Annotated in this window: 23 protein-coding genes; 10 read left to right on the plus strand and 13 right to left on the minus strand. The window is 55.2% G+C overall.

Annotated elements, in window-relative coordinates:
* Positions 1-65 precede the first annotated feature (65 nt).
* The 5 genes from PH7735_RS08945 to PH7735_RS08965 all read right to left on the minus strand — a co-directional run bounded on the left by PH7735_RS08945 (position 66) and on the right by PH7735_RS08965 (position 4,496).
* The gene (locus PH7735_RS08945; RefSeq protein WP_058311216.1) at positions 66-1,100 is read right to left on the minus strand and encodes a PstS family phosphate ABC transporter substrate-binding protein; all 1,035 of its coding nucleotides are present in this window, start codon (positions 1,098-1,100) and stop codon (positions 66-68) included.
* A 131-nt stretch (positions 1,101-1,231) separates the two neighbouring features.
* Positions 1,232-2,272 (minus strand): sensor histidine kinase, encoded by a 1,041-nt coding sequence (locus tag PH7735_RS08950; RefSeq protein WP_058310902.1) that lies wholly within the window; start codon positions 2,270-2,272, stop codon positions 1,232-1,234.
* A gap of 158 nt (positions 2,273-2,430) precedes the next feature.
* Positions 2,431-2,952: a gamma carbonic anhydrase family protein gene (locus PH7735_RS08955; protein WP_058310903.1), complete on the minus strand. Its 522-nt coding sequence runs from the start codon at positions 2,950-2,952 to the stop codon at positions 2,431-2,433.
* Positions 2,952-3,593 carry a guanylate kinase gene (gmk, locus tag PH7735_RS08960; RefSeq protein WP_058310904.1) on the minus strand — a complete coding sequence of 214 codons (642 nt, stop codon included), beginning with the start codon at positions 3,591-3,593 and terminating at the stop codon, positions 2,952-2,954. The genes PH7735_RS08955 and gmk overlap by 1 nt, the downstream gene beginning before the upstream one ends.
* Before the next feature lie 12 nt (positions 3,594-3,605).
* Positions 3,606-4,496, minus strand: a complete 891-nt coding sequence (locus PH7735_RS08965) for a YicC/YloC family endoribonuclease (RefSeq protein WP_233488284.1) — start codon at positions 4,494-4,496, stop codon at positions 3,606-3,608.
* 174 nt (positions 4,497-4,670) lie between these two features.
* Here PH7735_RS08965 and PH7735_RS08970 point away from each other — a divergent pair, with 174 nt between their 5' ends.
* A complete protein-coding gene (locus PH7735_RS08970) occupies positions 4,671-5,291 on the plus strand; it encodes a PAS domain-containing protein (protein ID WP_058310906.1) in 621 nt (206 codons plus the stop codon).
* A gap of 60 nt (positions 5,292-5,351) precedes the next feature.
* On the opposite strand, the gene PH7735_RS08975 is transcribed toward PH7735_RS08970, so the two are convergent.
* Positions 5,352-6,719, minus strand: a complete 1,368-nt coding sequence (locus PH7735_RS08975) for a class II 3-deoxy-7-phosphoheptulonate synthase (RefSeq protein WP_058310907.1) — start codon at positions 6,717-6,719, stop codon at positions 5,352-5,354.
* Between the two features lie 270 nt (positions 6,720-6,989).
* Between PH7735_RS08975 and PH7735_RS08980 the strand changes: the two genes are divergently transcribed.
* A complete protein-coding gene (locus PH7735_RS08980) occupies positions 6,990-7,994 on the plus strand; it encodes a GlxA family transcriptional regulator (protein WP_058310908.1) in 1,005 nt (334 codons plus the stop codon).
* Positions 7,995-8,091: 97 nt separating this feature from the next.
* Here the strand turns inward: PH7735_RS08980 and PH7735_RS08985 are convergent, their stop codons facing one another.
* Both PH7735_RS08985 and PH7735_RS08990 read right to left on the minus strand, forming a co-directional pair.
* The gene (locus tag PH7735_RS08985) at positions 8,092-8,529 is read right to left on the minus strand and encodes a hypothetical protein (protein ID WP_058310909.1); all 438 of its coding nucleotides are present in this window, start codon (positions 8,527-8,529) and stop codon (positions 8,092-8,094) included.
* A gap of 57 nt (positions 8,530-8,586) precedes the next feature.
* Positions 8,587-9,687 (minus strand): PQQ-dependent sugar dehydrogenase, encoded by a 1,101-nt coding sequence (locus PH7735_RS08990; RefSeq protein ID WP_058310910.1) that lies wholly within the window; start codon positions 9,685-9,687, stop codon positions 8,587-8,589.
* Positions 9,688-9,855: 168 nt separating this feature from the next.
* On the opposite strand from PH7735_RS08990, the gene PH7735_RS08995 reads away from it, so the two are divergent.
* The 7 genes from PH7735_RS08995 to PH7735_RS09020 all read left to right on the plus strand — a co-directional run bounded on the left by PH7735_RS08995 (position 9,856) and on the right by PH7735_RS09020 (position 15,435).
* Entirely contained in the window at positions 9,856-11,040 is a 1,185-nt protein-coding gene (locus PH7735_RS08995; protein WP_058310911.1) for an ABC transporter substrate-binding protein, read from the plus strand.
* A gap of 99 nt (positions 11,041-11,139) precedes the next feature.
* The gene (locus PH7735_RS09000) at positions 11,140-11,922 is read left to right on the plus strand and encodes an ABC transporter ATP-binding protein (protein WP_058310912.1); all 783 of its coding nucleotides are present in this window, start codon (positions 11,140-11,142) and stop codon (positions 11,920-11,922) included.
* A complete protein-coding gene (locus tag PH7735_RS09005) occupies positions 11,919-12,134 on the plus strand; it encodes a hypothetical protein (protein WP_058310913.1) in 216 nt (71 codons plus the stop codon). Before PH7735_RS09000 ends, PH7735_RS09005 begins: the two co-directional genes overlap by 4 nt.
* A gap of 73 nt (positions 12,135-12,207) precedes the next feature.
* Entirely contained in the window at positions 12,208-12,915 is a 708-nt protein-coding gene (locus tag PH7735_RS09010; RefSeq protein ID WP_058310914.1) for an ABC transporter ATP-binding protein, read from the plus strand.
* A 3-nt stretch (positions 12,916-12,918) separates the two neighbouring features.
* The gene (locus PH7735_RS20700; RefSeq protein ID WP_158503208.1) at positions 12,919-13,086 is read left to right on the plus strand and encodes a hypothetical protein; all 168 of its coding nucleotides are present in this window, start codon (positions 12,919-12,921) and stop codon (positions 13,084-13,086) included.
* 40 nt (positions 13,087-13,126) lie between these two features.
* Positions 13,127-14,137 (plus strand): branched-chain amino acid ABC transporter permease, encoded by a 1,011-nt coding sequence (locus PH7735_RS09015; RefSeq protein WP_058310915.1) that lies wholly within the window; start codon positions 13,127-13,129, stop codon positions 14,135-14,137.
* Positions 14,134-15,435 carry a branched-chain amino acid ABC transporter permease gene (locus PH7735_RS09020; RefSeq protein WP_058310916.1) on the plus strand — a complete coding sequence of 434 codons (1,302 nt, stop codon included), beginning with the start codon at positions 14,134-14,136 and terminating at the stop codon, positions 15,433-15,435. The genes PH7735_RS09015 and PH7735_RS09020 overlap by 4 nt, the downstream gene beginning before the upstream one ends.
* Before the next feature lie 267 nt (positions 15,436-15,702).
* Here the strand turns inward: PH7735_RS09020 and PH7735_RS09025 are convergent, their stop codons facing one another.
* Positions 15,703-17,328: a hypothetical protein gene (locus tag PH7735_RS09025; protein ID WP_058310917.1), complete on the minus strand. Its 1,626-nt coding sequence runs from the start codon at positions 17,326-17,328 to the stop codon at positions 15,703-15,705.
* Between the two features lie 95 nt (positions 17,329-17,423).
* Positions 17,424-18,965: a helicase HerA-like domain-containing protein gene (locus PH7735_RS09030; RefSeq protein ID WP_058310918.1), complete on the minus strand. Its 1,542-nt coding sequence runs from the start codon at positions 18,963-18,965 to the stop codon at positions 17,424-17,426.
* A gap of 427 nt (positions 18,966-19,392) precedes the next feature.
* On the opposite strand from PH7735_RS09030, the gene PH7735_RS09035 reads away from it, so the two are divergent.
* Entirely contained in the window at positions 19,393-19,992 is a 600-nt protein-coding gene (locus PH7735_RS09035; protein ID WP_058310919.1) for an invasion associated locus B family protein, read from the plus strand.
* A gap of 77 nt (positions 19,993-20,069) precedes the next feature.
* On the opposite strand, the gene PH7735_RS09040 is transcribed toward PH7735_RS09035, so the two are convergent.
* Genes PH7735_RS09040 through lpxD form a run of 3 tightly spaced genes read right to left on the minus strand, consistent with a single transcriptional unit; the run spans position 20,070 to position 22,686 of the window.
* The gene (locus PH7735_RS09040; protein WP_058310920.1) at positions 20,070-21,278 is read right to left on the minus strand and encodes a beta-ketoacyl-[acyl-carrier-protein] synthase family protein; all 1,209 of its coding nucleotides are present in this window, start codon (positions 21,276-21,278) and stop codon (positions 20,070-20,072) included.
* Positions 21,279-21,300: 22 nt separating this feature from the next.
* A complete protein-coding gene (locus tag PH7735_RS09045) occupies positions 21,301-21,561 on the minus strand; it encodes an acyl carrier protein (protein WP_058310921.1) in 261 nt (86 codons plus the stop codon).
* A gap of 33 nt (positions 21,562-21,594) precedes the next feature.
* The gene (gene lpxD, locus PH7735_RS09050; protein ID WP_058310922.1) at positions 21,595-22,686 is read right to left on the minus strand and encodes a UDP-3-O-(3-hydroxymyristoyl)glucosamine N-acyltransferase; all 1,092 of its coding nucleotides are present in this window, start codon (positions 22,684-22,686) and stop codon (positions 21,595-21,597) included.
* Positions 22,687-22,709: the final 23 nt, after the last annotated feature.

The raw sequence follows: 22,709 nt of genomic DNA on the forward strand, positions 1-22,709 counted from the left end.
GCGATAGTCGTGGACAGGAAAAAGGTGGCGCCCGGAACAGGCGCCACCTTGGATTTAGGGAACGCTTAGTTCAGCGGAGCCATCGAGACGCCAGTCGAAACCATTTCTTGGGTTTTCGCCAGCTCTGGGTCCGACACGAGGCCGTATTCAGCCAATGGGCCGTCTGGACCAGCCATGTCGTCCGACACGAAGAAGTCGATGTACTCTTGCAGGCCTGGGATCACACCCAGGTGTGCTTTCTTGACGTAGAAGAACAAGGGGCGCGATACAGGGTATTCACCCGAAGCAACTGTTTCGGTCGACGGTGTCACGTCGTCCATTGTCGCAACGATCAGCTTGTCCGTGTTGTTCTGGTAGAAAGACAGGCCAAAGACGCCGATGGCTTGTGGGTTTGCATCAAGACGCGCGAGGGTCTCGGTGTAGTCACCGTCGATGTCAACCGAAAGACCGTCTGTACGCAGCGCGTGACAGGCTTTCTTTGCTTTCTTCTTGTCGCCACCGTTGGCTTCTGTGAAGATGTCATAGGCGCCAGTTGCTTTACAGCCAGCTTCCAGAACTTTTTTGTCGAACACTTCACGTGTACCGTGCTTGGTGCCTGGGATGAACGCCAGGATTTCGTTAGCAGGCAGATCAGCGTTTACGTCAGCCCAAGTTTTTGCAGGGTTAGCAACCAGTTTGCCATCTACAACAACTTCTTTGGCGATTGCCGAGAACCAGTCAGCTGGTGTGAAGGCAAACGAAGGACCGTTGATGTCCGACGCAAAGACGATGCCGTCATAGCCAAAGCGGACTTCCATGATTTCGTTGACGCCGTTCGAGGCACACAGTTCGATGTCCGAAGGCTTGATGCGCGAGGACGAGTTTGCGATGTCGATGGTGTTTTCGCCAACACCTTCACACATTGCTTTACGGCCTGCGCCCGAACCACCACCTTCAACAACAGGTGTCGGGAAGTCAAAGTTTTCACCAAATGCTTCAGCAACGATAGTAGCGTAAGGCAGAACGGTCGAAGACCCTTTGATCTGCAGCTGATCGCGGGCAGAGGCGGTTGTGGCAGCGGCGATGATGGCCAGAGCCGAGGCGGTCAGTTTTACCGACATGAGAAATAACTCCATTGGTTTTGGCCATCCGACTGTGACGACCTTGAGAGCGTGCTAAGTCTCTCTGACAAAGCTTTTGTGACGGGTTTGTAACGCTTTTGTGACACCACGAGAAATCCGCGTTTCTTTCGTCATTTTTTGGGAAGGATAACCGTAAAAGTTGATCCCTGACCCAGGGTGCTTTCAACCTGAAGGCGTCCACGGTGCCGATTCAGGATATGTTTCACAATCGCGAGGCCCAAACCGGTGCCGCCCATCTCGCGCGAGCGATGTGAGTCGATCCGATAAAATCTCTCGGTCAGGCGGGGCAGATGCACGGCATCGATTCCGGGACCGTTGTCCGAAATGGCAATCAACAATGCAGGTTTGCGCAACACGTGGTCGCGCGCCACAAAAGAGACCTTGATCGAGACCTGCGTCCCCTGCCCGCCATATTTCAAAGCGTTTTCAATGAGGTTGGTGAAAACCTGCAAGAGTTGGTCCGGATCCCCGGTGACGCTGGTCGGAACATCCGGAGTGTCATAAAGGAACTGACCGCCATTTTCTTCTGCTACAGTTTCAAGATTACGCAGCACAGATCGCAAAAGCTGATCCAGATCGATTGCAGAGGTCGGCCGCATGCGAGCCTCTTCTTCGACACGGCTCAAAGACAGAAGATCGCCGACCAAACGGTTCATGCGGCTGGCTTCGGCGGACATGGTTGTCAGAAACCGTTGCTGGGCCTCGGGATCACCGCGGGCGGGTCCCTGAATCGTCTCGATAAATCCCAGAATGGCCGTGAGCGGCGTGCGCAATTCATGGCTGACGTTTGCCACAAAATCCCTGCGCATCTTGTCGGCCTGCTGAAGGTGGGTGACATCTGTGAAACACAAAAGCACCCCATCCACTTCTTCCCCCGTAACACGCGAGAAGGTCACGTTGTAGCGCACATTCAGCGGCCCGTCGTGATGATGGTAAATGGCGCGCTGCTCGGTTCCGTTCGCAAGACAGGAATCCAGCGCTTCGGTCAGTCCGGGCTGGCGGAACACCAGAACAAAGGGGCTGGTTTCGTCAGCCTTGGGATTAAGCGTCAAAGCCCCTTCATTTGCGGCAATGATACGTTTGTTCGATCCAACAAAGACCGACGGCATCGGGATGCCATGTACAAAGGATTTTGCAAGTGTCGCGCTCATGGGTCAGGTCCGCCATTCAGATCACGGCCAGAGTTTCCGAGCCAAACAGATTTGTAAACGGGGCAAAGCAAAAGTTTCACCCAGTTGTTACAATTCAATAAGCAGCTTTATAAACAAGATGTTACAAGTTAAACATCATGTTTTCTTGCAACTTTCCTTTACAGGGCGACAAGACCGGCCCGAAAACGGCGCATGTTTTGCTGATAATGCAGCGCACTTCCACGCAGCCCGTTGATGGCCGCCTCGTCCAGCGTGCGCACGACTTTGCCCGGTGCGCCCATGACAAGAGATCCATCCGGAATGACCTTGCCTTCGGTGACAAGCGCCCCTGCCCCGATCAGACAATTCTTGCCGATCTTTGCCCCGTTCAGGACGGTTGCGCCCATTCCGATCAGGCTGTTTTCACCGATGGTGCACCCGTGCAGCATCGCCTTGTGTCCGATGGTACATCCCTCACCAATTGTTAAGGGACATCCGGGATCGGTGTGCATGACCGTGTTTTCCTGCACGTTTGATCCCTTGCCGATCACGATGGTTTCATTGTCACCACGAATGGTGCATCCGAACCAGACCGACGCACCTTCTTCAATGCGGACATTGCCAATGACATTGGCGTCCGGTGCAACCCAGCTGTCTTCTGCAATGTCGGGGGAAACCCCATCCAGTTGATAAATCGGCATCAGGACATCTCCTCAAATTCCGCATGCAGGGTGCGCACGTGTTCTTGCAACATGGGTTGCTGTTCGCGGCGCATCCGTTCCGCTGTGATGATGGTTTTCAATTCCTTTTCAGTGGCATCAAGATCATCATTCACCAGCACATAGTCATATGCGCCCCAGTGGCTGATCTCGTCCCAGCTTTTGAGCATCCGCTTGGAAATCACCTCTTCGCTGTCTTGGGCGCGCGACACAAGACGTCGATGCAGCTCCGTGATCGAGGGCGGCAGAATAAAGATCGACAGCGCGTGTTTGCCAAGGTTTGAATTGCGGATTTGCTGTTCGCCCTGCCAATCGACATCAAACAGAACGTCATTGCCGCTTTCGATCACCTTTTGCACAGGAGCCTGAGGCGATCCGTAAAAGTTGCCAAAAACGTGCGCGTGTTCCAGCATTTCACCGTTGGCGGCCATGCGTTTGAATTCATCTTCCGACAAAAAGTAGTATTCGCGGCCATGTTCTTCGCCGGTGCGCGGCGCACGGGTGGTTGCGGATACGGAAAAGCTGAGGCCCGGATCCCACTCCATCAAGCGTCGGGCCAGTGTCGATTTCCCTGCGCCGGACGGGGACGACAGGATCACAAGAAGGCCGCGGCGGTTGCTCATATCAGTCATGTTTCATTCCACGTTTTGAACTTGTTCGCGCATCTGGTCGATCACCGCCTTGAGGTCCAGACCAATCCGCGTCAATTCTGCATTCTGTGACTTTGAGCACAACGTATTGGCCTCGCGGTTGAATTCCTGCATGAGGAAATCCAGCTTGCGCCCGACGGGGCTTCCGGCGGAAAGAAGATCGCGCGCGGCATCGATATGGGCGCGCAACCGGTCCAGTTCCTCGGTGATGTCCTGTTTGACGGCAATGATCGCCAGCTCCTGTGCGATACGGCCTTCGTCCATGTCATCTGTGTTGTCCATGACCTTGGCCAGATTGCGCCGCAGCGCCGCAGCCGTTTCGTCGCGGCGGGCCTCAAGCACCTCTGCAGCAGCATCCGTCAGGTCCGCAATCGTGTTCAACTGGTCCTTCAGAACCGAATCGAGCGCCTCGCCCTCGGCACGGCGCATTTGCAGGAAAGCGTCCAGAAGGTCCGGCAAATCGGCCAGTATCGCCTCGCGCAGCGCCTTGGTATCCGTTTCGATGCTGGCCGTATCCAGCACGCCGCGCAGCCCGAGAACATCACTGGCTGTAGACGGCGCAAGGGACAGCCCCCGGTCCATGGCCTGTGCTTCGATTTCGGTCATGGCATCCAGAACAGCCGACAACTGCGCACTGTTCAAAGCCAGCGATTCACCCTCGTCGTCCCGCGACACCCGCAACGAGATGCTGACCGATCCGCGTGCCATCGCTTTGCCAAGGATCGCCCGCATGGCGGGTTCGAGACCTTCAATCCAGTCGGGAACGCGCAAGCGCAAATCCAGACCTTTGGCGTTCACGCCGCGCATGTCCATGGCCCAGGTAAACCCTTGCGCCATTCCTTTTTGCACAGCAAATCCCGTCATTGATTGCAGCAAAGGGTCTCTCCTTTTTTGTTGTTGTGACACCTAAAGCCATACCACCCTTTGGCGCAAGCGGTTGACAGCAAGACAGCGTTGGAAGTTAACCAATTCCTTCGATTTTTCACCGCATTTCTCGAAAAGCTGACATAGATTGTTAAGGGAAAATTAGTGTTTTGAAAGGTGAAGGACATGTGGTCGATCGGTGGCTCCAAGACAGATGCAGGGAAATCCGTTCCGAACAGACAAACCGATCCACATATGTTGGCGATCGAAGAGTATTGGGAGTCCCTGCGCAACACACGCTGTGTGCCGTCCCGCGCAGAGGTGGACCCGCGCAGTATGCAAAAATCTTTGGGACAGGCCTTTATCCTTGAGCGGATCGCACCGGGCATGGCCCGCTTTCGGGTTGCGGGGCATCTGGTGAGCGATCTGATGGGTGTCGATGTCCGTGGCATGCCCCTGAGCGCGCTGATCACACCGGACTCGCGTGACGGGTTTCGCGATGTTCTCGAGCAGGTGTTTCGCGGACCGGCCAAAGCCACGCTGCAACTTGCTTCTGAAACGGGACTGGGCCGCCCTTCCCTAAGTGCCGAAATGCTATTGCTGCCCCTAAGCGGTCATCGTGGTGACGTATCGCGTGTGCTGGGTGGCGTGTCCTTCACCGGACAGATCGGCGCGCGGCCGCACCGGCTGGGCCTGAAAGGAAGCTTTCTGCGTCAGTTGAAACGCCCTGTCGGTGCCTTTCATGAAGGGACCAAAGAACAATCCCGCCCGACACAGGTGTCTTATCTGCGGGTTGTCGAGGCCTGACTCTACGAAAAAGGCGCGGCCCTTTATGGACCGCGCCTTTCTTACAATTTCAAGAACCGCTTAGACGGCTTCGGCTTGGCGCGTTTCACGCAAAGACGACAGCTCTTCGGCGACAAGGAATGCCAACTCGAGAGACTGAGATGCATTCAAACGCGGATCACAGGCTGTGTGATACCGATCTGACAGATCCTCTTCGGTCACTGCACGGACACCACCGGTACATTCTGTAACGTCCTGACCGGTCATCTCGAAATGCACGCCACCCGGAACAGTGCCTTCGGCCTTGTGAACGCCAAAGAACTCGCGGACTTCGCGCAGAACGCTGTCAAACGGACGGGTTTTATAACCCGTGGCCGACTTGATCGTGTTGCCGTGCATCGGATCACAGGTCCACAGCACGTTTGCGCCTTCTTCCTGAACGGCTTTCACCAGACGAGGCAGGTGTTCGCCAACACTGCCCGCACCAAAGCGCGCGATCAATGTCAGGCGCCCGGCTTCGTTTTCAGGGTTCAGTTTCGCCATCAGCACTTTGAGGTCTTCTGCTGTCGTGGTGGGACCACACTTCAGACCAATCGGGTTGAGGACACCGCTGCAATACTCTACGTGGGCGCCATCGGGCTGACGGGTACGGTCACCAATCCAGATCATGTGACCCGAGCCGGCCAGCCATTTGCCGGATGTCGAATCCAGACGTGTCAGCGCCTCTTCATACTCCAGAAGCAAGCCTTCGTGGCTGGTATAGAAATCAACCGTGCGCAGTGCGCTGGATGTGGCCGAGCTGACGCCGGCGGCCTTCATGAAATCAAGCGCGTTGCTGATACGGTTGGCCATATCGCGATATTTCGTGGCCTTTTCACCTTCGGTAAAGCCAAGCGTCCACGAGTGTACCTGATGAACGTCAGCGTAACCGCCTGTTGAAAATGCGCGCAACAGGTTCAGCGTTGCAGCCGCCTGCGTATAGGCTTGCAGCATTTTCTTGGGGTCGGGAATGCGCGAGGCTGATGTGAAGTCCAGCTCGTTGATGATGTCACCGCGATAGCTGGGCAATTCGATACCATCCACGGTTTCGGTCGGTGCCGAACGTGGTTTCGCGAACTGGCCCGCCATGCGTCCGACTTTGACAACCGGCACCTTGGCGCCATAGGTCAAAACCATCGCCATTTGCAGCATCACTTTGAACGTGTCGCGGATGCCATCTGCGGAAAACTGTTCAAAGCTCTCGGCGCAATCGCCCCCTTGCAACAAAAATGCTTCGCCGCGCGAGGCGGCACCGAGTTGTTCCTTCAGGCGGCGCGCCTCACCGGCAAAGACGAGTGGCGGATAACTGGCCAACTGGGCCTCCACGGCCTTCAGTGCGTCCTCATCCGTATAATCAGGCATCTGGATCCGCGGTTTGTTCCGCCAGCCAGATTTTACCCATTCTGCCATTGTCTTAACTCCGGTAAAAAATGTTCAGGCCCTCTCTATACAAAAGGTCTTGAGCAAGGGCCATAACTGAATTAATGCGCCATTCATCAAACTTGAAATTCAAGTTTGTTCGTCGTGTTTGGAACAGTTCAATGTTGCGGACCCGTCAGAACCAAGTTGTCCTTCAACTTCCGACCGAAACGCTTTGGGGCCTTGACCTGTGATGGTCATCTGGCGCTAACATTGAAACACTTGGCGAAAATCGCCCCTCCACTTTGAGGATAACCCAGCATGTCACAGCTGAAACGTCTCAGTGCAAGCCTTGAAAATGGTGCCAAACCGCGCCGCTTTATCTTTGTTTTGCTTGATAATTTCACGCTTTTGTCTTTTGCGTCGGCATTGGACTGTTTGCGATTGGCCAATCGACACACAGACACCCCCTTGTACGAGTGGCACTTGATTGGAGAAGGCGGTGAAACTGCGAAATGCTCGACAGACACCGAGTTTTCGCTTCAAAGCGATCTGATCGATTTGCACCGTGATGATACGGTTATCCTGTGCGGCGGTCTGGACATTTTGAACGTCACCTCCAAGCGGTTGCTGAACTGGCTGCGACGAGAGGCCCGCAAAGGTGTGCGCATCGGTGGGCTTTGTACCGCCGCCTATCCGATGGCCAAGGCGGGGCTTCTGGATGGAAAGCGGGCAACGATTCACTGGGAAAACCAGGACAGCTTTTCCGAGGAATTCCCCGAGGTCGAGCTGAGCAAATCCGTCTTTGTCATCGACGGGAACCGCATGACCACTGCGGGTGGCACGTCTTCGATCGATATGTTCTTGCAGATCATCGCGAATGACCACGGTGAGGAACTGGCCAATTGGGTTGCGGATCAACAGATCTATTCGTCGATCCGCACGGATCAGGACACACAGCGTCTGTCGGTGCCCACACGGATCGGTGTGCGACACCCGAAACTCAGCCAGGTGATCCAGATGATGGAAGCCAATATTGAAGAGCCGATCAGCCCTTCAATTCTGGCCAAGGATGTGGGCATGTCCACTCGACAGCTGGAACGCCTGTTCCGGCGTTATCTCAATCGCTCGCCCAAACGCTATTACATGGAATTGCGTCTGCAAAAGGCGCGCAACCTGTTGATGCAAACCGATATGAGCGTGATCAACGTGGCTCTGGCCTGCGGATTTGCCTCGCCGTCGCATTTCTCAAAGTGCTATCGCGCCCATTACGACACGACCCCGTATCGTGAACGCGGCACCCAAGCGGCCCGCCTGTCGATCTAGAGCTTGCGCTTTTTGGCCAACGGCACGCCGACCGAAAACAAAAATGGGCCTTGCGACACCCGCCGCAAGGCCCAATTCATTTCGACCGTCGAGGCCTTTAAAACAGCATGTTCAGCGCATGGAAATCCGCGTCAAAGCGGAAATTCAACAAACGCGGGCGGTTGTTCACGGTGTGCATCAGCAGATAGACATAGAGATACTGCTCGTCGTTCCAGTACCCGATGATTTCCTGCCGAAAACCGTTTTTGTGAATTTCAGAGCGGATCAGGGCAACGTCCGTAAAATCGGTTTTGTAGAGCACGCGCATTTTTGTATCGAGCGCGGCCAGCTCCTTGTTGTCGGGCTGGCCCAGTGATTCAAACATGCGGATCGCATCCCCCAGCCTGCGCTGTTTGATCAAGGCGTCCATTTCTTCGCGGGCTTCATTATAGGTTTCGCGCGGACCAATCTTTGTCTCTTCCTGCGCGGTGGCGGCCATCGGTGCCAACGCCGCAAAAACGACAAGGGAGGAAACTTTGAAAAGTGTTTTGATCATTGGAAGCCCTTTCTGGCAGTTGGATCAAGTTTGGCCTTGTAAAACGGTCAAGGTCAATCAATCCCTTGGGGAAATCCGAAAAATTGCTCCCTGATCTTCTGCTATAAACCAGATTGCGCCGTCTGGCGCTTCCCGGATGTCACGCACACGGGCGGTTTCATCACTTTTCAACCGCTCCCGCTCGCTCAGCTTTGATCCCGAGAGCCTTGAAATAAAATCAAACTTCAGGCTTCCAACAAACATATGTCCCCGCCATTCCGGCCACAGCTTGCCGGAATAAATCATCAAACCAGACGGCGCGATGGACGGGTCCCAGAAGAACTTGGGCTGTTCCAACCCGGATTTAGATGTGCCTTCCCCGATTTTTGCGCCCGAATAATGCGTGCCATAGGAAATCACCGGCCAGCCATAATTGCGCCCTGCACGAATGCGGTTCACCTCGTCGCCTCCTTTCGCGCCGTGCTCAACCGCCCACAGGTTGCCGTTTCGGTCCAAGGCCGCGCCTTGCGGATTGCGATGCCCATAGGACCAGATCTCTGGTTGGGCAGCGGCATTAGACACAAAAGGATTATCCGCCGGAACAGCACCGGTTCGGGTGATGCGGATGATGCTTCCGTTATGGCGCCCAAGATCCTGCGCTGACGGCCGATCCCCACGTTCGCCCAAAGTCACAAACAGGGTGCCATCCCGCGCCTCGACAATCCGGCTTCCGAAGTGGCGCCCGCCCTTTGACCCCGGTGCCATCTCGAAAATCTGACGCACATCCGACAGGCGGTTTGAATTGGCCTTCAAAGTGGCCCGCGCCACCGCCGTGCCTGCGCCGCCGCCTTGTTTCTTACTGTAGGACAGGAACAGTTCGCGCCGGTTTTCAAAATCGCGGGGCACCATAACATCCAGAAGTCCGCCCTGGTTTTGCACAGCGACATTTGGCAAGCCTTTGATCTGGTGCTTCTTTCCCTGAGGGGTGACTTGCCACAGCTTGCCTTCACGTTCGGTCACAAGGAAACTACCGTCTGGCAAAAAAGCCAAGGCCCAAGGCGTGCGAAATCCGACAGCCATCTTTGTGAGGGTCAACGCCCCCTTCTGTGAGGAAATCACTTGCGCCTGCACCACCACAGGCAGAAGCCACACGCATATTACCAAAAGAAGACGCAGCATTCGAATATCTCCAACAAGTATCAGGTCACAAGGCAGCAAGAGTTTGCACATATATAGTGCAAACAAAGGCTAAATCCTTGTCTATCCCCCTTTTCATTCGAAAATTTGCGGCATAGGCTCGTGACCGGTAATCAAGATATCCAATAAATCCAAATAGGGAGTGGACTTATGAAAAAACTGCTGATGGCATCTGCTGCCGCGGCCCTGATGACGGGCGCCGCCTCGGCTGAAGACATTAAAATGGGCGTGATTCTGGGCTTTACCGGCCCGATCGAATCTCTGACCCCTGCAATGGCTGCTGGCGCCGAAGTCGCCATGGCCGAAGTCACCGCAAGCGGCAAACTGATGGGTGGCGCGTCTGTTACTCCGGTACGTGCGGATTCGACCTGCATCGATGCGGGCGCTGCAACAGCTGCCGCCGAACGCCTGATCACCGCAGAAGGTGTCAAAGGTATCATGGGCGCTGACTGTTCGGGTGTGACCGGTGCGGTTCTGGCCAACGTCGCCGTGCCAAACGGCATGGTCATGATTTCGCCTTCCGCAACATCGCCTGCTCTTTCGGATGCAGAAGACAACGGCATGTTCTTCCGCACCGCCCCATCGGATGCCCGTCAGGGTCAGGTTCTGGCCACTGTTCTGCTTGAGCGCGGATTCAAATCGGCGGCTTTGACCTATACCAACAACGACTATGGTAAAGGTCTCGCAGACAGCATCTCGGCAGCCTTCAAGGCAGGCGGCGGTGAAATCACTGCAACCACAGCGCACGAAGACGGCAAAGCTGACTACTCGGCAGAAGTTGCGGCACTGGCATCGGCTGGTGGCGACATCCTGATCGTGGCCGGTTACGTTGACCAAGGTGGCCCCGGCGTGATCCGCGCAGCACTGGACACAGGCGCGTTCGAAACCTTTGCTCTGCCTGACGGTATGATCGGCACCGCGCTGGAAACCAACTTTGGCGACGAAATCGAAGGGTCGATCGGCACGGTACCAGGCAGTGAAGCTGCTGATCCGTCGAAAGTTCTCGAAGCTGTTGCAGCGACCGGTGCAGATGCATCCGGCCCCTACATCGGCGAAAGCTATGACGCTGCTGCATTGATCATGCTGGCAATGCAGGCTGCCGGATCGACCGATCCCAAGGCTTATTCTGCCAAGATCATGGACGTTGCAAACGCACCGGGTGAACCGATTGCTGCGGGCGAGCTGGACAAAGCTCTCGAAATCCTCGCGGGTGGCGGCGAAATCGACTATGTCGGCGCGACAGCTGTTGAGCTGATCGGTGGCGGTGAAGCCTCTGGTGGATACCGTGAAATCGAGATCAAAGGTGGTAAGATGACCACTGCCCAATATCGCTAAGACCTGTTAAAAGGTTGGCTTAATATCGAACAGCCCGGACATGTTCCGGGCTGTTTCAAATTTCTGTAAGGCGCAACGAACGCCAACGGGGGAAGACATATGATCGTCGTAGAAGACGTTCACAAGCATTTTGGCGGCTTTCGGGCTGTTGATGGTGCGACGCTCAAGATCGAACCGGGTTCGATCACCGGCTTGATCGGTCCAAACGGGGCCGGAAAAACCACACTTTTCAATGTGATCGCAGGTGTTCTGAATCCTACGTCAGGCAAAGTGCTTATGGCGGGTGAAGACATCACGGGATTGCCGCCGCACGAATTGTTCCACAAGGGATTGCTGCGCACGTTCCAGATTGCGCATGAGTTCAGCTCGATGACATGCCGCGAGAACCTGATGATGGTGCCGGGCACGCAGTCGGGTGAAACGCTGTGGAACACATGGTTTGGCCGCAAGCGAATCGCGGACGAGGAACGCGCATTGCGCGCCAAGGCGGACGAGGTTCTGGAGTTTCTGACCATCTCGCATATCGCCGACCTGAAGGCGGGCGAAGTCTCGGGGGGCCAGAAAAAGCTGCTGGAACTCGGGCGCACCATGATGGTTGATGCCAAGATCGTGTTTCTGGACGAGGTGGGCGCCGGTGTGAACCGTACCCTGCTTTATACCATTGCGGATGCCATCAAGCGCCTGAACGAAGAGCGCGGATACACGTTTGTTGTCATTGAACACGATATGGAGTTCATCGGCCGCATCTGTAATCCCGTGATCTGTATGGCCGAAGGCAAGGTTCTTGCCGAGGGTACGCTGGACGAGATCAAGGCGAACGAACAGGTGATCGAGGCCTATCTGGGCACCGGCCTTAAGAACAAAGAGATGATGGAAGCATGATCGCGCGTTTTGCTTTTGCCGCGATGGGTCTTTCGGTTTTGACGACCCTGCCCGTTCACGCCGATAACCCTGTGGTGAAATGCGATTGCGACCGGATCGGTGATCCAAACCGGGCATGTCAGGACGCGGGTCTTGCTGTTCGGGCGGAAAACACCGTTGGCGGCCGGTATCTTGCGTCATTTCAACATCTTGGAACCTACAGCGCCACCTGAGCGCGTCACGGTTTCCTGTTTCAGACAAAGGCATTTGCCGGGCCTCAACCGGCAACAGAAGGGACAAAAGACGATGAGCTTTCTGATCGGACAGAACATGACCGGCGGCTACGGAAAAGGGCCGGACATTCTGCATGACTGCACGATTGAAGTCGACAAAGGCGAGATCGCCGTCATTGTCGGCCCGAACGGTGCCGGAAAATCGACGGCAATGAAGGCTGTTTTCGGAATGTTGAACGTGCATTCTGGAACGGTATTTCTGGATGGGGAGGATATCACCCATCTGACGCCACAGGCGCGCGTGCAAAAGGGCATGGGCTTTGTGCCCCAGACCCACAACATTTTCACGTCGATGTCGGTGGAAGAAAACCTCGAGATGGGGGCGTTCATCCGTAAGGACGACATTTCCGAGACCATGGAGCAGGTCTATGAACTGTTCCCGATCCTCAAGGAAAAGCGCAACCAACACGCAGGCGAATTGTCCGGCGGGCAGCGCCAGCAGGTCGCTGTGGGCCGCGCGTTGATGACCAAGCCGAAGCTGTTGATGCTGGACGAGCCCACCGCAGGCGTGTCGCCCATCGTAATGGATGAGCTGTTCGACCGCATCATCGAGGTCAGCCGCACCGGCCTGCCCATTCTGATGGTGGAACAGAACGCCAAGCAAGCCCTTGAAATCGCGGACAAGGGCTATGTTCTGGTGCAAGGCGCCAATGCCTATTCCGGCTCGGGCAAAGAACTTCTGGCCGACCCGGAAGTGCGCAAATCGTTCCTGGGTGGGTAACACATGATCCGTTGGGTTGCAGCTTTGACACTTTTGGCGACGCCGGCCTTGGCTGGTGGCCCGAAGTGCCTCACTGAAAAGACCTTCACCATCACGTCGGACAACTGCGTTGCGACTGAGGGCAAGGATCCGAATGTGTATGGCGAGACCTGTGTCGAAGGTGACACCTAATGAATGACAAAAAGAATATCGAAACGAGAGACGTGACCTGATGGACTTTCTGAATGGCCTTGTGGCCCTCTCAAACTTTGTGCTGATCCCAGCGGTCGCCTACGGAAGCCAGCTGGCTTTGGGCGCGCTCGGGGTGACGCTTATCTATGGCATCCTGCGGTTCTCGAACTTTGCCCATGGCGACACCATGGCGTTCGGGGCAATGGTGACAGTGCTGGTAACATGGTGGTTGCAGGGCATGGGCGTGAGCTTTGGCCCGCTGCCGACCGCCCTGCTCGCCCTGCCCTTTGGCATTCTCGGCACCATAGGGCTGGTGTTGTTAACCGACAGTGTCGTCTATCGGTTTTATCGAGAACAAAAGGCCAAACCCGTGATCCTTGTGATTGTGTCTATGGGTGTGATGTTCATCATGAACGGCCTTGTGCGCTTTATCATCGGGCCCAACGATCAAAAATTCGCGGATGGTGAACGTTTCATTATCTCCGTGCGTGAATTCAAGGCTATGACCGGTCTGCGCGAAGGTCTGGCGATCAAGACCACACAAGGTCTGACAGTTGTTGTTGCCGTCATCTGTGTGGCGGCGCTGTTCTGGTTCCTGAACCGCACGCGCACGGGGAAATCCATGCGCGCCTATTCCGACAACGAGGATCTGGCGCTGTTGTCCGGCATCAATCCCGAGCGCGTCGTGATGTACACATGGATGATCGTGGCGGCACTCGCGACGATTGCGGGCGTGCTCTATGGTCTGGATAAAACCTTCAAACCGTTTGTTTATTTCCAGCTTTTGCTGCCGATCTTTGCATCCGCCATTGTCGGGGGGCTGGGCAATCCGCTGGGCGCGATTGCTGGCGGTTTCATCATCGCCTTTTCGGAAGTGACAATCACATATGCGTGGAAAAAGGTTCTGACCTATTGGTTGCCCGAGCCGCTTGAACCCTCCAGCCTCGTGCAACTGTTGTCCACAGACTATAAATTCGCGGTCAGCTTTGTCATTCTGATCGTCGTGCTTTTGTTTAAGCCAACCGGCATCTTCAAAGGAAAATCGGTATGAACGATACAGTGAAAAATTCGCTGCTGTTCGCAGCTGTTGCGGCGCTGATTGTTGGCACCGGTTTCATGCAATCGTGGAATTCGGCGCTTGGATTGCTGAACATGGGATTGATCTCGGCCATCATGGCGTTGGGGGTGAACCTTCAGTGGGGCTTTGCCGGGTTGTTCAACGTCGGTGTGATGGGGTTTGTCGCGCTGGGTGGTCTGGCGGTTGTAATGACCTCGATGCCCCCCGTGACCGAAGCATGGGCCGCGGGTGGCCTGCGTGTCATGGCTGCGTTGGCCTTTGGGGCCGCAACGATTGTCGCGACGGTCTTTGCCTATAAACGTCTTGCAGGCAGAGCACGCACCGTGGCCGTTCTGGCCATTTTGATCGGTGGCTTCTTTATCTACCGTGCGCTGTTTGATCCCGCTGTCGAGGCGATTGAGGCAATCAATCCGGCCGCCACGGGATATCTCGGCGGTCTTGGCCTGCCGGTTCTGCTGGCTTGGGTCATGGGCGGTTTGCTGGCTGCGGGTGTTGCCTGGCTGATTGGGAAAACCGCACTGGGCCTTCGGTCGGATTACCTTGCCATTGCGACCTTGGGTATTGCGGAAATCATCATTGCGGTGATGAAAAACGAAGACTGGCTGGCGCGAGGCGTGAAAAACGTCAATGGCCTGCCCCGCCCCGTGCCCAAAGAGATCGACCTGCAAGAAACCGAAAGCTTTGTGCAGGCTGCGCAAAATCTGGGGATGGATCCGGTCACGGCCTCGTCCCTCTATGTAAAAGCGGGCTATTCGCTTTTGTTCGCAGCGGTTCTGATCTTGATCCTTGTGGCGTCGCAACTGGCCTTGAAAAGCCCTTGGGGCCGCATGATGCGCGCCATCCGCGACAATGAAGTTGCCGCCGAGGCGATGGGCAAAAACGTCACCCGCCGCCACTTGCAGATCTTTGTTCTTGGCTCGGCTGTCTGCGGCATCGCGGGCGCGATGATGACCACGCTGGACGGGCAGCTGACACCGGGCACGTATAACCCTTTGCGCTTTACCTTCCTGATCTGGGTGATGGTGATTGTGGGTGGATCCGGAAACAACCTTGGCGCCGTTCTTGGTGGTTTCCTGATCTGGTGGCTCTGGATTCAGGTGGAACCGATCGGCCTCTGGACCATGGAACTGATCACAAGCGGTATGGCAGATGACAGCGCCCTGCGTGCCCATCTTCTTGATAGTGCGGCGCATATGCGTCTTATGACGATGGGGATTATTCTTCTGCTTGTTCTACGTTTCAGCCCCAGAGGGTTGATACCGGAAAAATAGGAATGCACTTTGGAGGGTGAAAAAGGCCGTTCATCACAGCCAGTCCTCTAGGCGGAAGTGTTGCAAAACGAGAAACATCACGCAGCACGACCGGCGCATCCAAACAAAAACACCCCCCGCAGATTTCTGAGGGGGGTGTTTTTGTTTCGGAACGGCGGCTTTGCGGGACAAAGCACCATTTCGCTGCGAGTGCGCCAAGGTCTGCTTCCGTGAGTACTAGTAATGACATGGTCGACTTTAGAACTGTAACTTCGAAGTTACGAAAATTTAGATTTCGCATCGATCGGTGATTGCAAAAAGGTGACTCTCACCCACGGCCAAAACCGAGGCCGGTTCATTTAGGACACCCACAAATCCTGTAATTCGTTCCGCTGAATTGACTTCGGCGAATTCCAGCATATCTGGCGAAACATAGATTTTGCCCGAACGACGATCGTTAACAACGTAAGTCTGCCAAGCATCTACGTAGTAGATCGTGACTTGGTGTCGCCAAGGGTTCTCAGTAGGAAAGCGATTAATGCGTGTAACGGACAGATCTACATCTAGCAAAAAGATACCATTCTCAGACTGGATGAGATGCAGTGGCCCTAACGTGCGAATGAAAGGGAAATTGCCAATAATATCGTAGCGAAGTGGCTCAATATCTTCGAAGTTTGCACCGTCGAAAATCGCAATCCCTTCTTCAGAGCGAACAAGTGCGGGCATGTCGCCAGCTAGGATTGTGACATCCGGTCGATAGAATGTTTTTGTGCCAGAGATTTCGTACGGCGGCTGCAAGTCTAAAATAACTTGCGCCGTAGTTTGGTTTGGTCCCAGCGAGAAGGCTTTTGGAAGAACTGGTTGAACCACGACTTTCCAAAACCCAAACCGCGTTTCAACAATTGGCTGAACCAGCTGGCCACTCCACCCAATCCAGGTTTCACTAGATGGATGGTAGTGCCAGTCGCCTCTGGGAGCGCTTCCTGCAAAAGTCAGGCCTTGGGGTGAAATCCGAAAAATCAGTGGCTCGAAAGCGGAGTTGTTAGGAAATACTCTGACCAACCCATTGCTTATCTGAATTCTTGCGTCGCGAAGGTCACTGAAGATCCGCTGCCCTTCCGGCAGATCAATCTCAATTCGTCTCCACATTCCGCCAAAAACGCGAAACCAAACCGAACTGCTTTCAGCAGGGGTCGCACGATGCGGCCCGGTCAGTGCCATGACACCATTAGCTTCTGGTATGGTCCGGATGGATTTAGTTGGATCTTCATTGAAGATGGGCAGCTTTGCGTCTTTGTACATAACACCACCGCTTAAACGAATGGCGGCCCCTGCCGATGTTTGCCGCACGTAAAGTTCACCAGAACCCTGATCAAAGAACGCGTTGTAGTAACCCTTTGTTTCTTCGATTGGCCGCCAACTGGAAGCGCCATGCGGAATATAGAACACCACCCTTGGCCTTGATCCGAGGCCGTAAGCGTCGTGTTTTGGGGAAATTCGGATTCCTTGCTCGAATGCGCCCCCCCAGACATGCGGGAAATCACTTTCGATACGTTTCAGGTTGTTCCCGTCAAATTCATAGAGCTCATGCCGATTGAACGCGTTAACAACCAGTCCAGCATACCCAGGAAGACCCCTTGGGCGCGTAGCTATGCGGTAAGGTTGTTCGACCTCGACTCTTAGAGTTGGTTCACTCCCAGCAACAGGCACCATACAATATTCTGCTGCGAAAGTGGTATTTGCACAGAGCACAATAACGAAGGCCAGAATTGGTTGGAGGTACATGCTCGATCCTAGAGTGATGTTGATAGTACGATGCCAGCCGGTCAAATGAATTTCAATGTTGGTTTTGTACAGAAAAGCCGACCTCCATGCGTCCCGCAGCATCAATGAGAATTGGCTCAAACCTGACATTGACACACGGCCAAGTTCAAACGCACCTCTGCCGAGAGACTTACATCAGAGCGGCCTTTCTTTGTTCATTCTCATTTAGAAGATGACACCGGCGTTCAGCGGCCTTTGAAGAGGCTGCCCAGAATGCCACGCACAAGTTTGCGGCCCGTGGTGCCAGACAGTTCTTTCATGACCATTTTCCCCATGGCCTCACCAAAGCTGTCTTGCTTGCGTGTGGTGCGTGACGTCGATCGTGTCACACGGGTGCCACTATAACGCCGCCCGGCGTTGAACTCGCGCTCGTGCGCCGGCATGTCTTCTTCCTGCGCTTCCAGAGCCTCGGCATCTGTTGCCGCTTTCTCGGCACGCTGTTTCAGGATTTCATAGGCCGACCGCCGGTCTTTCAACGTTTCGTATTTGCCTGCCACAGGCGATGTATTGATCACCTGCTTGCGGTCCGAGGGATCAATGGGTCCCAGTTTGGACGATGGCGGACGAACGAGTGTGCGCTCGACAATGCCGGGCACGCCCTTTTTCATGAGCATCGACGTGACGGCTTCGCCGACGCCGACCTCGCGAATGGCGTCCTCGGTCGAGAACCTCGGGTTATCGCGATAGGTTTCCGCCGCCAGCCGCAGCTGTTTGCGGTCCCGCGCGGTAAAGGCCCGCAAGGCGTGCTGAATGCGGTTGCCCAGCTGGCCCAGAATGTCTTCAGGAATGTCAGAGGGGTTTTGCGAGATGAAATAGACGCCAACCCCTTTGGAGCGGATCAGACGCGCCACTTGTTCAACCTTGTCCACCAGAGCCTTTGGCGCATCTTCAAACAGCAGATGCGCTTCGTCGAAAAAGAACACCAGTTTCGGCTTGTCCGGATCTCCCACTTCGGGCAGTTCCTCGAACAATTCCGAAAGCAACCACAGCAGGAACGTCGCATAGAGACGTGGCGAGCCCATCAGCTTGTCCGCGGCAAGGATGTTGATCCGTCCCCGCCCGTCCGCGTCGGTCATCATAATATCGGTCAATTCCAGAGCGGGTTCGCCAAACAGCTTTGCACCACCCTGGTTTTCCAGAATAAGCAAGCGACGCTGGATCGCCCCCACCGATGCAACAGAGATGGCCCCGTAGCGCAGCGCGAGGTCTTTGCGGTTCTCGCCAACCCAGACAAGAAGCGCCTGCAGGTCTTTGAGGTCCAGCAACGGCAACCCCTGCTCATCCGCAAGACGGAACGCAATGTTCAGGATGCCTTCCTGTGCTTCGGAGAGTTCCAGAAGTCGCGCCAGCAACAAAGGCCCCATCTCGGCGACGGTGGTGCGCACCGGATGCCCCTGCTCGCCAAGCAGATCCCAGAACGTGACGGGAAATGCCTCGTATCCGTAATCATCAAACCCGATTTTGGCAGCACGGTCGGAAAATGCCTGATGAAGCTTGAAGGTTTCGCTTCCAGCGGCGGCAATTCCAGAAAGATCGCCTTTTACGTCCGACAGAAACACCGGCACGCCCGCTTTGGAGAAGCCTTCCGCCAGAATCTGAAGTGTCACGGACTTGCCCGTGCCGGTCGCACCGGCAACCAAACCATGTCGGTTGGCATACTTTAGTGTCAGACCCTGTTTGACGGCATAGTTTTCGCCGCCCCCGCCAATAAATACCGAATCTTCCAAGACACATCCCCACACTGAAATTCTATTTTACCAAAATACAATCTTAACGAATTTGCGCCACATTGAATCCATCCGAAACACCAAATTGGCTTTCGGATTGTTTCCTCCCTGTTGAACTGAGCCACGCAAATATTGCGTGGCTTTTTTTGTGCAATATCAAACCGAAGAACATCGTTTTTTACTGTTGACGGGTCGCTTTTTTATTCGTAGCGTTCCCTCAATGAATAAGTCGGCCAGTCCGACGGGGAGTGAATATGGAAAAGAGGCCTTAGGGCCTCTTTTCTTATTTTGGGCTTGATTCAGAGGTGACCTTAGGTCACCCTGCGGCGATTTTTTGCCTTGTTGGAAAATAGCCGCCCGTTTGCCCTGACATTGCTGCCAACGCATGTTAAGCGAATATCGACACAACAAACTGGCGGTTTGATTCATGAAAAACAAAGCAATCTATCTGGCAACTCTGGCATTCCTTGCAACGTCTGTTCCCGCTCTGTCGCAGGGCGTCGGTTCGCTTTCCGACGGGTCGTTGGCGATGGGTGAAACTGTCAACAACAATGCACCTGCCCAAAGCTCTGGACCTACGGATGACGTGACAAACGACACCTATGGCGACTGGAGCCTGCAATGCGCAAAAACGGGTCCCGAACCACGTCCTTGCCGCATGTACCAGCTTTTGAAAGATGCCTCGGGTACTGCAGTAGCAGAAGTCACGGCCTATCGTCTGCCTGACGGCTCACCAGCGGCGGCTGGCGCAACATTCGTCGTGCCTCTGGAAACGTTGCTGACCTCGCAGTTGACGGTGACCATCGATGGCACAACAACAAAGCGCTATCCCTTTGCCTTCTGTAACACCATTGGCTGTTTCGCACGCATCGGTCTGACCGCAGAAGAAGTCGAGGCTTATAAAGCCGGCACAAACGTGGCGCTTACGATTTTCCCGGCGCGGTCCCCGAACCAGCCCGTGAACGTCAGCATGTCTTTGCGCGGCTTTACCGCAGCGTATGACAAATCCACGGCTGTTGCGAACTGATCCCCAAAAATATCTCTGAATGAATCAAAAACGCCTGCGAGATGTCGCAGGCGTTTTTCGTTGGTCATCCTGTTGCTTTAGACTTTGCGCAGGGCAATCACGGCGTTCAATCCCCCAAAGGCAAAGGCGTTAGACAGAACCGCATCCACCTTTGCATCGCGCGCTTCGTTCGGAACAACGTCCAGCGCGCATTCGGGGTCGTGTTCCTCATAGCCAATCGTGGGCGCAATGACGCCTTCGCGCAGCGCCATGATACCGGCAAGCAGTTCCACAGCCCCCGTTCCGCCAATCAAGTGCCCGTGCATGGACTTGGTCGAGGAAATCATAAGGTTGTCGGCATGCGCGCCAAACACATCCGCAACCGCGGCGCATTCCGTTTTGTCATTGGCCGCCGTGCCCGTGCCATGCGCATTGATATAGCCCACATCGGAAGGGTTCAGTTTGGCATCTGCCAAAGCCCCCGCAATTGCCCGCGACGCCCCTTGTTTGGACGGCATCACAATATCTGCGGCATCCGAACTCATCGCAAAACCGGCCACTTCGGCCAGAATTTCGGCCCCACGCGCACGCGCATGGTCATATTCCTCGAACACGAAAATACCCGCGCCTTCGCCCTGAACCATACCGTTTCGGTTGGCCGAAAACGGACGACAGGCGTCTTTTGACATGACACGCAGCCCTTCCCACGCCTTGACCCCGCCAAAGCACAACATGGATTCCGATCCGCCCGTGATCATCACGGGCGCCATGCCGGATTTCACCATCTGAAAGGCCTGTGCCATTGCGTGGTTTGAAGACGCACAGGCCGAGGCCACGGTAAAGGACGGCCCTTTGAGGTTGAATTCCATGCTGACGTGGCTGGCCGCAGCGTTGTTCATCAGCTTTGGCACGACAAACGGGTGTACTCGGTTTTTGCCGTCTTCATAGACCGTGCGATAATTGGCATCCAACGTGGTCATACCACCGCCGGAGTTTCCCAGAACAACACCGGATTTCGCTGACAGATCGCCATGAAACTCGAGACCGGATTGGGCGATGGCTTCGCGCGCGGCAACCAGCGTGAACTGGGTAAACCGGTCATAGAGTGACATCTGTTGACGATTGAACAGGCCCTCGGTTTCAAACCCGCGGACCTGTGCCCCGATTTTCACGGCAAGACGGTCCACGTCCTGCATGTCCAGCGGACCAATACCACAACGCCCTTCACGGAATGCGTCCAGCGTGTCGGCCACATTATGACCCAGAGCGTTAATAGTTCCCGCACCTGTGATGACGACGCGTTTCATTCGGTCCTCCGTCCGAGCTGACTTAGCTCTTTTGTTCCGCGACAAGCTTTTCAATACCGGCAATGATCGATGCCACAGAAGAGATGTCAAAATCGCTTTGCTGTGGCTCGTTGGCATTAAAAGGCACGGAAATATCAAAGGCTTCTTCGATCGCAAAAATGCTCTCGACAAGACCAAGGCTGTCGATGCCCAGATCTTCCAATGTGCTTTCGAGGGTAACATCCGAAGGTTCCAGAACGGCCTGTTCGGCGATAATCCCGATTACCTGGTCCTTGATGCTCATTGTCGTCTTCCTTTCGCCATGTCTGGCAGTGATTTAGTCATTGGAGTCCGTCTTTGAAATAGCTGCCTTCAAGGCGGACACATCTTCGAACAGACGCGGCAGGCGTCTGAGGCCCTTATACATCTCCAAGTGTGTCTCCATTTTGACAGCCGGATATCCAAGCACCACACGACCAGCCGGCACTTTGGACATCATCTTGGTCCCGCCCCCTGCAATCACATTGTCGCCCACGGTAATATTGTCTGACACGCCACATTGGCCCCCAAACACAACGTTTTTGCCGATTTTGGTTGATCCGGCGATACCCACCTGCCCCGCAAGCAGGGTGTTGTCGCCGATTTCCACGTTGTGCGCGATGTGCACGAGGTTATCCATTTTCACGCCATTGCCGATAACCGTGTCACGTATGGTGCCGCAATCGATACAGGAATTGGCGCCGATCTCGACATCGTCCCCGATTGTGACAGACCCCAAGCTGTGAATGCGGGCCCATGTCTGGGATTTGATGTCGCCCTGATCCCCCAGGGTTTCCCGTGCGGCTTCGACACCGGATTTTTCAGGCGTTACAAAGGAAAACCCGTCCGAGGCTATCCGCACACCGGGTTGCGCAATAAACCGGTCACCGATGGTTGCACGCGCGCCAATGGACACCTGCTCACGCAGGAAACAATCGGCCCCCAGCGTCGCATCCGCGCCCACACTGCAATTGGGGCCAACAATGCTGTTTGCGCCAATACGTGCACGGGCACCAACCATCGCAAACGGGCCGATGCTAACGTTTTCACCAATCTCGGCGGTTGGATCCACCACCGCCATCGCATGGATGCCTGATCCAAAGTGTTGGCCCGGATCCATGATCCGCGACAGTCCCGACAAGGCAAACCGGCCTCGGCTGGACACGATTGCACCAGCCAGCCCCATGCCTTCCCAGTCAGCCCCTTCCCAAAGCATCGCGGCGCGCGCCTTGCCTGCCGCGAGACCCGCAGCAAATTTGGGATTGGTGAGCAGCGCCAGATCATCCGGCCCGGCCGATGCGGGCTCGGCCACGCGGGCCACAATAAGAGAGGTGTCCCCGAGAGCGGTTGCTCCGATGGCATCTGCGATCTGCTGAAGTGTATAGGCCATGCAATCCCCGCTTTTTGCGGGAG

This window comes from Shimia thalassica, from assembly GCF_001458215.1.
Classification (GTDB): Bacteria; Pseudomonadota; Alphaproteobacteria; order Rhodobacterales; family Rhodobacteraceae; genus Shimia; species Shimia thalassica.

Bases quoted from the DNA above. Each gene is read 5' to 3' on its own strand.
- PH7735_RS09035 (WP_058310919.1), top strand. From the start codon at position 19,393: ATGAAAAACAAAGCAATCTATCTGGCAACTCTGGCATTCCTTGCAACG.
- PH7735_RS09020 (WP_058310916.1), top strand. From the start codon at position 14,134: ATGAACGATACAGTGAAAAATTCGCTGCTGTTCGCAGCTGTTGCGGCG.
- PH7735_RS08990 (WP_058310910.1), bottom strand. From the start codon at position 9,687: ATGCTGCGTCTTCTTTTGGTAATATGCGTGTGGCTTCTGCCTGTGGTG.
- PH7735_RS09000 (WP_058310912.1), top strand. From the start codon at position 11,140: ATGATCGTCGTAGAAGACGTTCACAAGCATTTTGGCGGCTTTCGGGCT.
- PH7735_RS09045 (WP_058310921.1), bottom strand. From the start codon at position 21,561: ATGAGCATCAAGGACCAGGTAATCGGGATTATCGCCGAACAGGCCGTT.
- PH7735_RS08970 (WP_058310906.1), top strand. From the start codon at position 4,671: ATGTGGTCGATCGGTGGCTCCAAGACAGATGCAGGGAAATCCGTTCCG.
- PH7735_RS08995 (WP_058310911.1), top strand. From the start codon at position 9,856: ATGAAAAAACTGCTGATGGCATCTGCTGCCGCGGCCCTGATGACGGGC.
- gmk (WP_058310904.1), bottom strand. From the start codon at position 3,593: ATGAGCAACCGCCGCGGCCTTCTTGTGATCCTGTCGTCCCCGTCCGGC.
- PH7735_RS09010 (WP_058310914.1), top strand. From the start codon at position 12,208: ATGAGCTTTCTGATCGGACAGAACATGACCGGCGGCTACGGAAAAGGG.
- PH7735_RS08955 (WP_058310903.1), bottom strand. From the start codon at position 2,952: ATGCCGATTTATCAACTGGATGGGGTTTCCCCCGACATTGCAGAAGAC.
- PH7735_RS09025 (WP_058310917.1), bottom strand. From the start codon at position 17,328: ATGTCAGGTTTGAGCCAATTCTCATTGATGCTGCGGGACGCATGGAGG.
- PH7735_RS08975 (WP_058310907.1), bottom strand. From the start codon at position 6,719: ATGGCAGAATGGGTAAAATCTGGCTGGCGGAACAAACCGCGGATCCAG.
- PH7735_RS09040 (WP_058310920.1), bottom strand. From the start codon at position 21,278: ATGAAACGCGTCGTCATCACAGGTGCGGGAACTATTAACGCTCTGGGT.
- lpxD (WP_058310922.1), bottom strand. From the start codon at position 22,686: ATGGCCTATACACTTCAGCAGATCGCAGATGCCATCGGAGCAACCGCT.
- PH7735_RS08950 (WP_058310902.1), bottom strand. From the start codon at position 2,272: ATGAGCGCGACACTTGCAAAATCCTTTGTACATGGCATCCCGATGCCG.
- PH7735_RS08985 (WP_058310909.1), bottom strand. From the start codon at position 8,529: ATGATCAAAACACTTTTCAAAGTTTCCTCCCTTGTCGTTTTTGCGGCG.
- PH7735_RS08945 (WP_058311216.1), bottom strand. From the start codon at position 1,100: ATGTCGGTAAAACTGACCGCCTCGGCTCTGGCCATCATCGCCGCTGCC.
- PH7735_RS20700 (WP_158503208.1), top strand. From the start codon at position 12,919: ATGATCCGTTGGGTTGCAGCTTTGACACTTTTGGCGACGCCGGCCTTG.
- PH7735_RS09005 (WP_058310913.1), top strand. From the start codon at position 11,919: ATGATCGCGCGTTTTGCTTTTGCCGCGATGGGTCTTTCGGTTTTGACG.
- PH7735_RS08980 (WP_058310908.1), top strand. From the start codon at position 6,990: ATGTCACAGCTGAAACGTCTCAGTGCAAGCCTTGAAAATGGTGCCAAA.
- PH7735_RS09015 (WP_058310915.1), top strand. From the start codon at position 13,127: ATGGACTTTCTGAATGGCCTTGTGGCCCTCTCAAACTTTGTGCTGATC.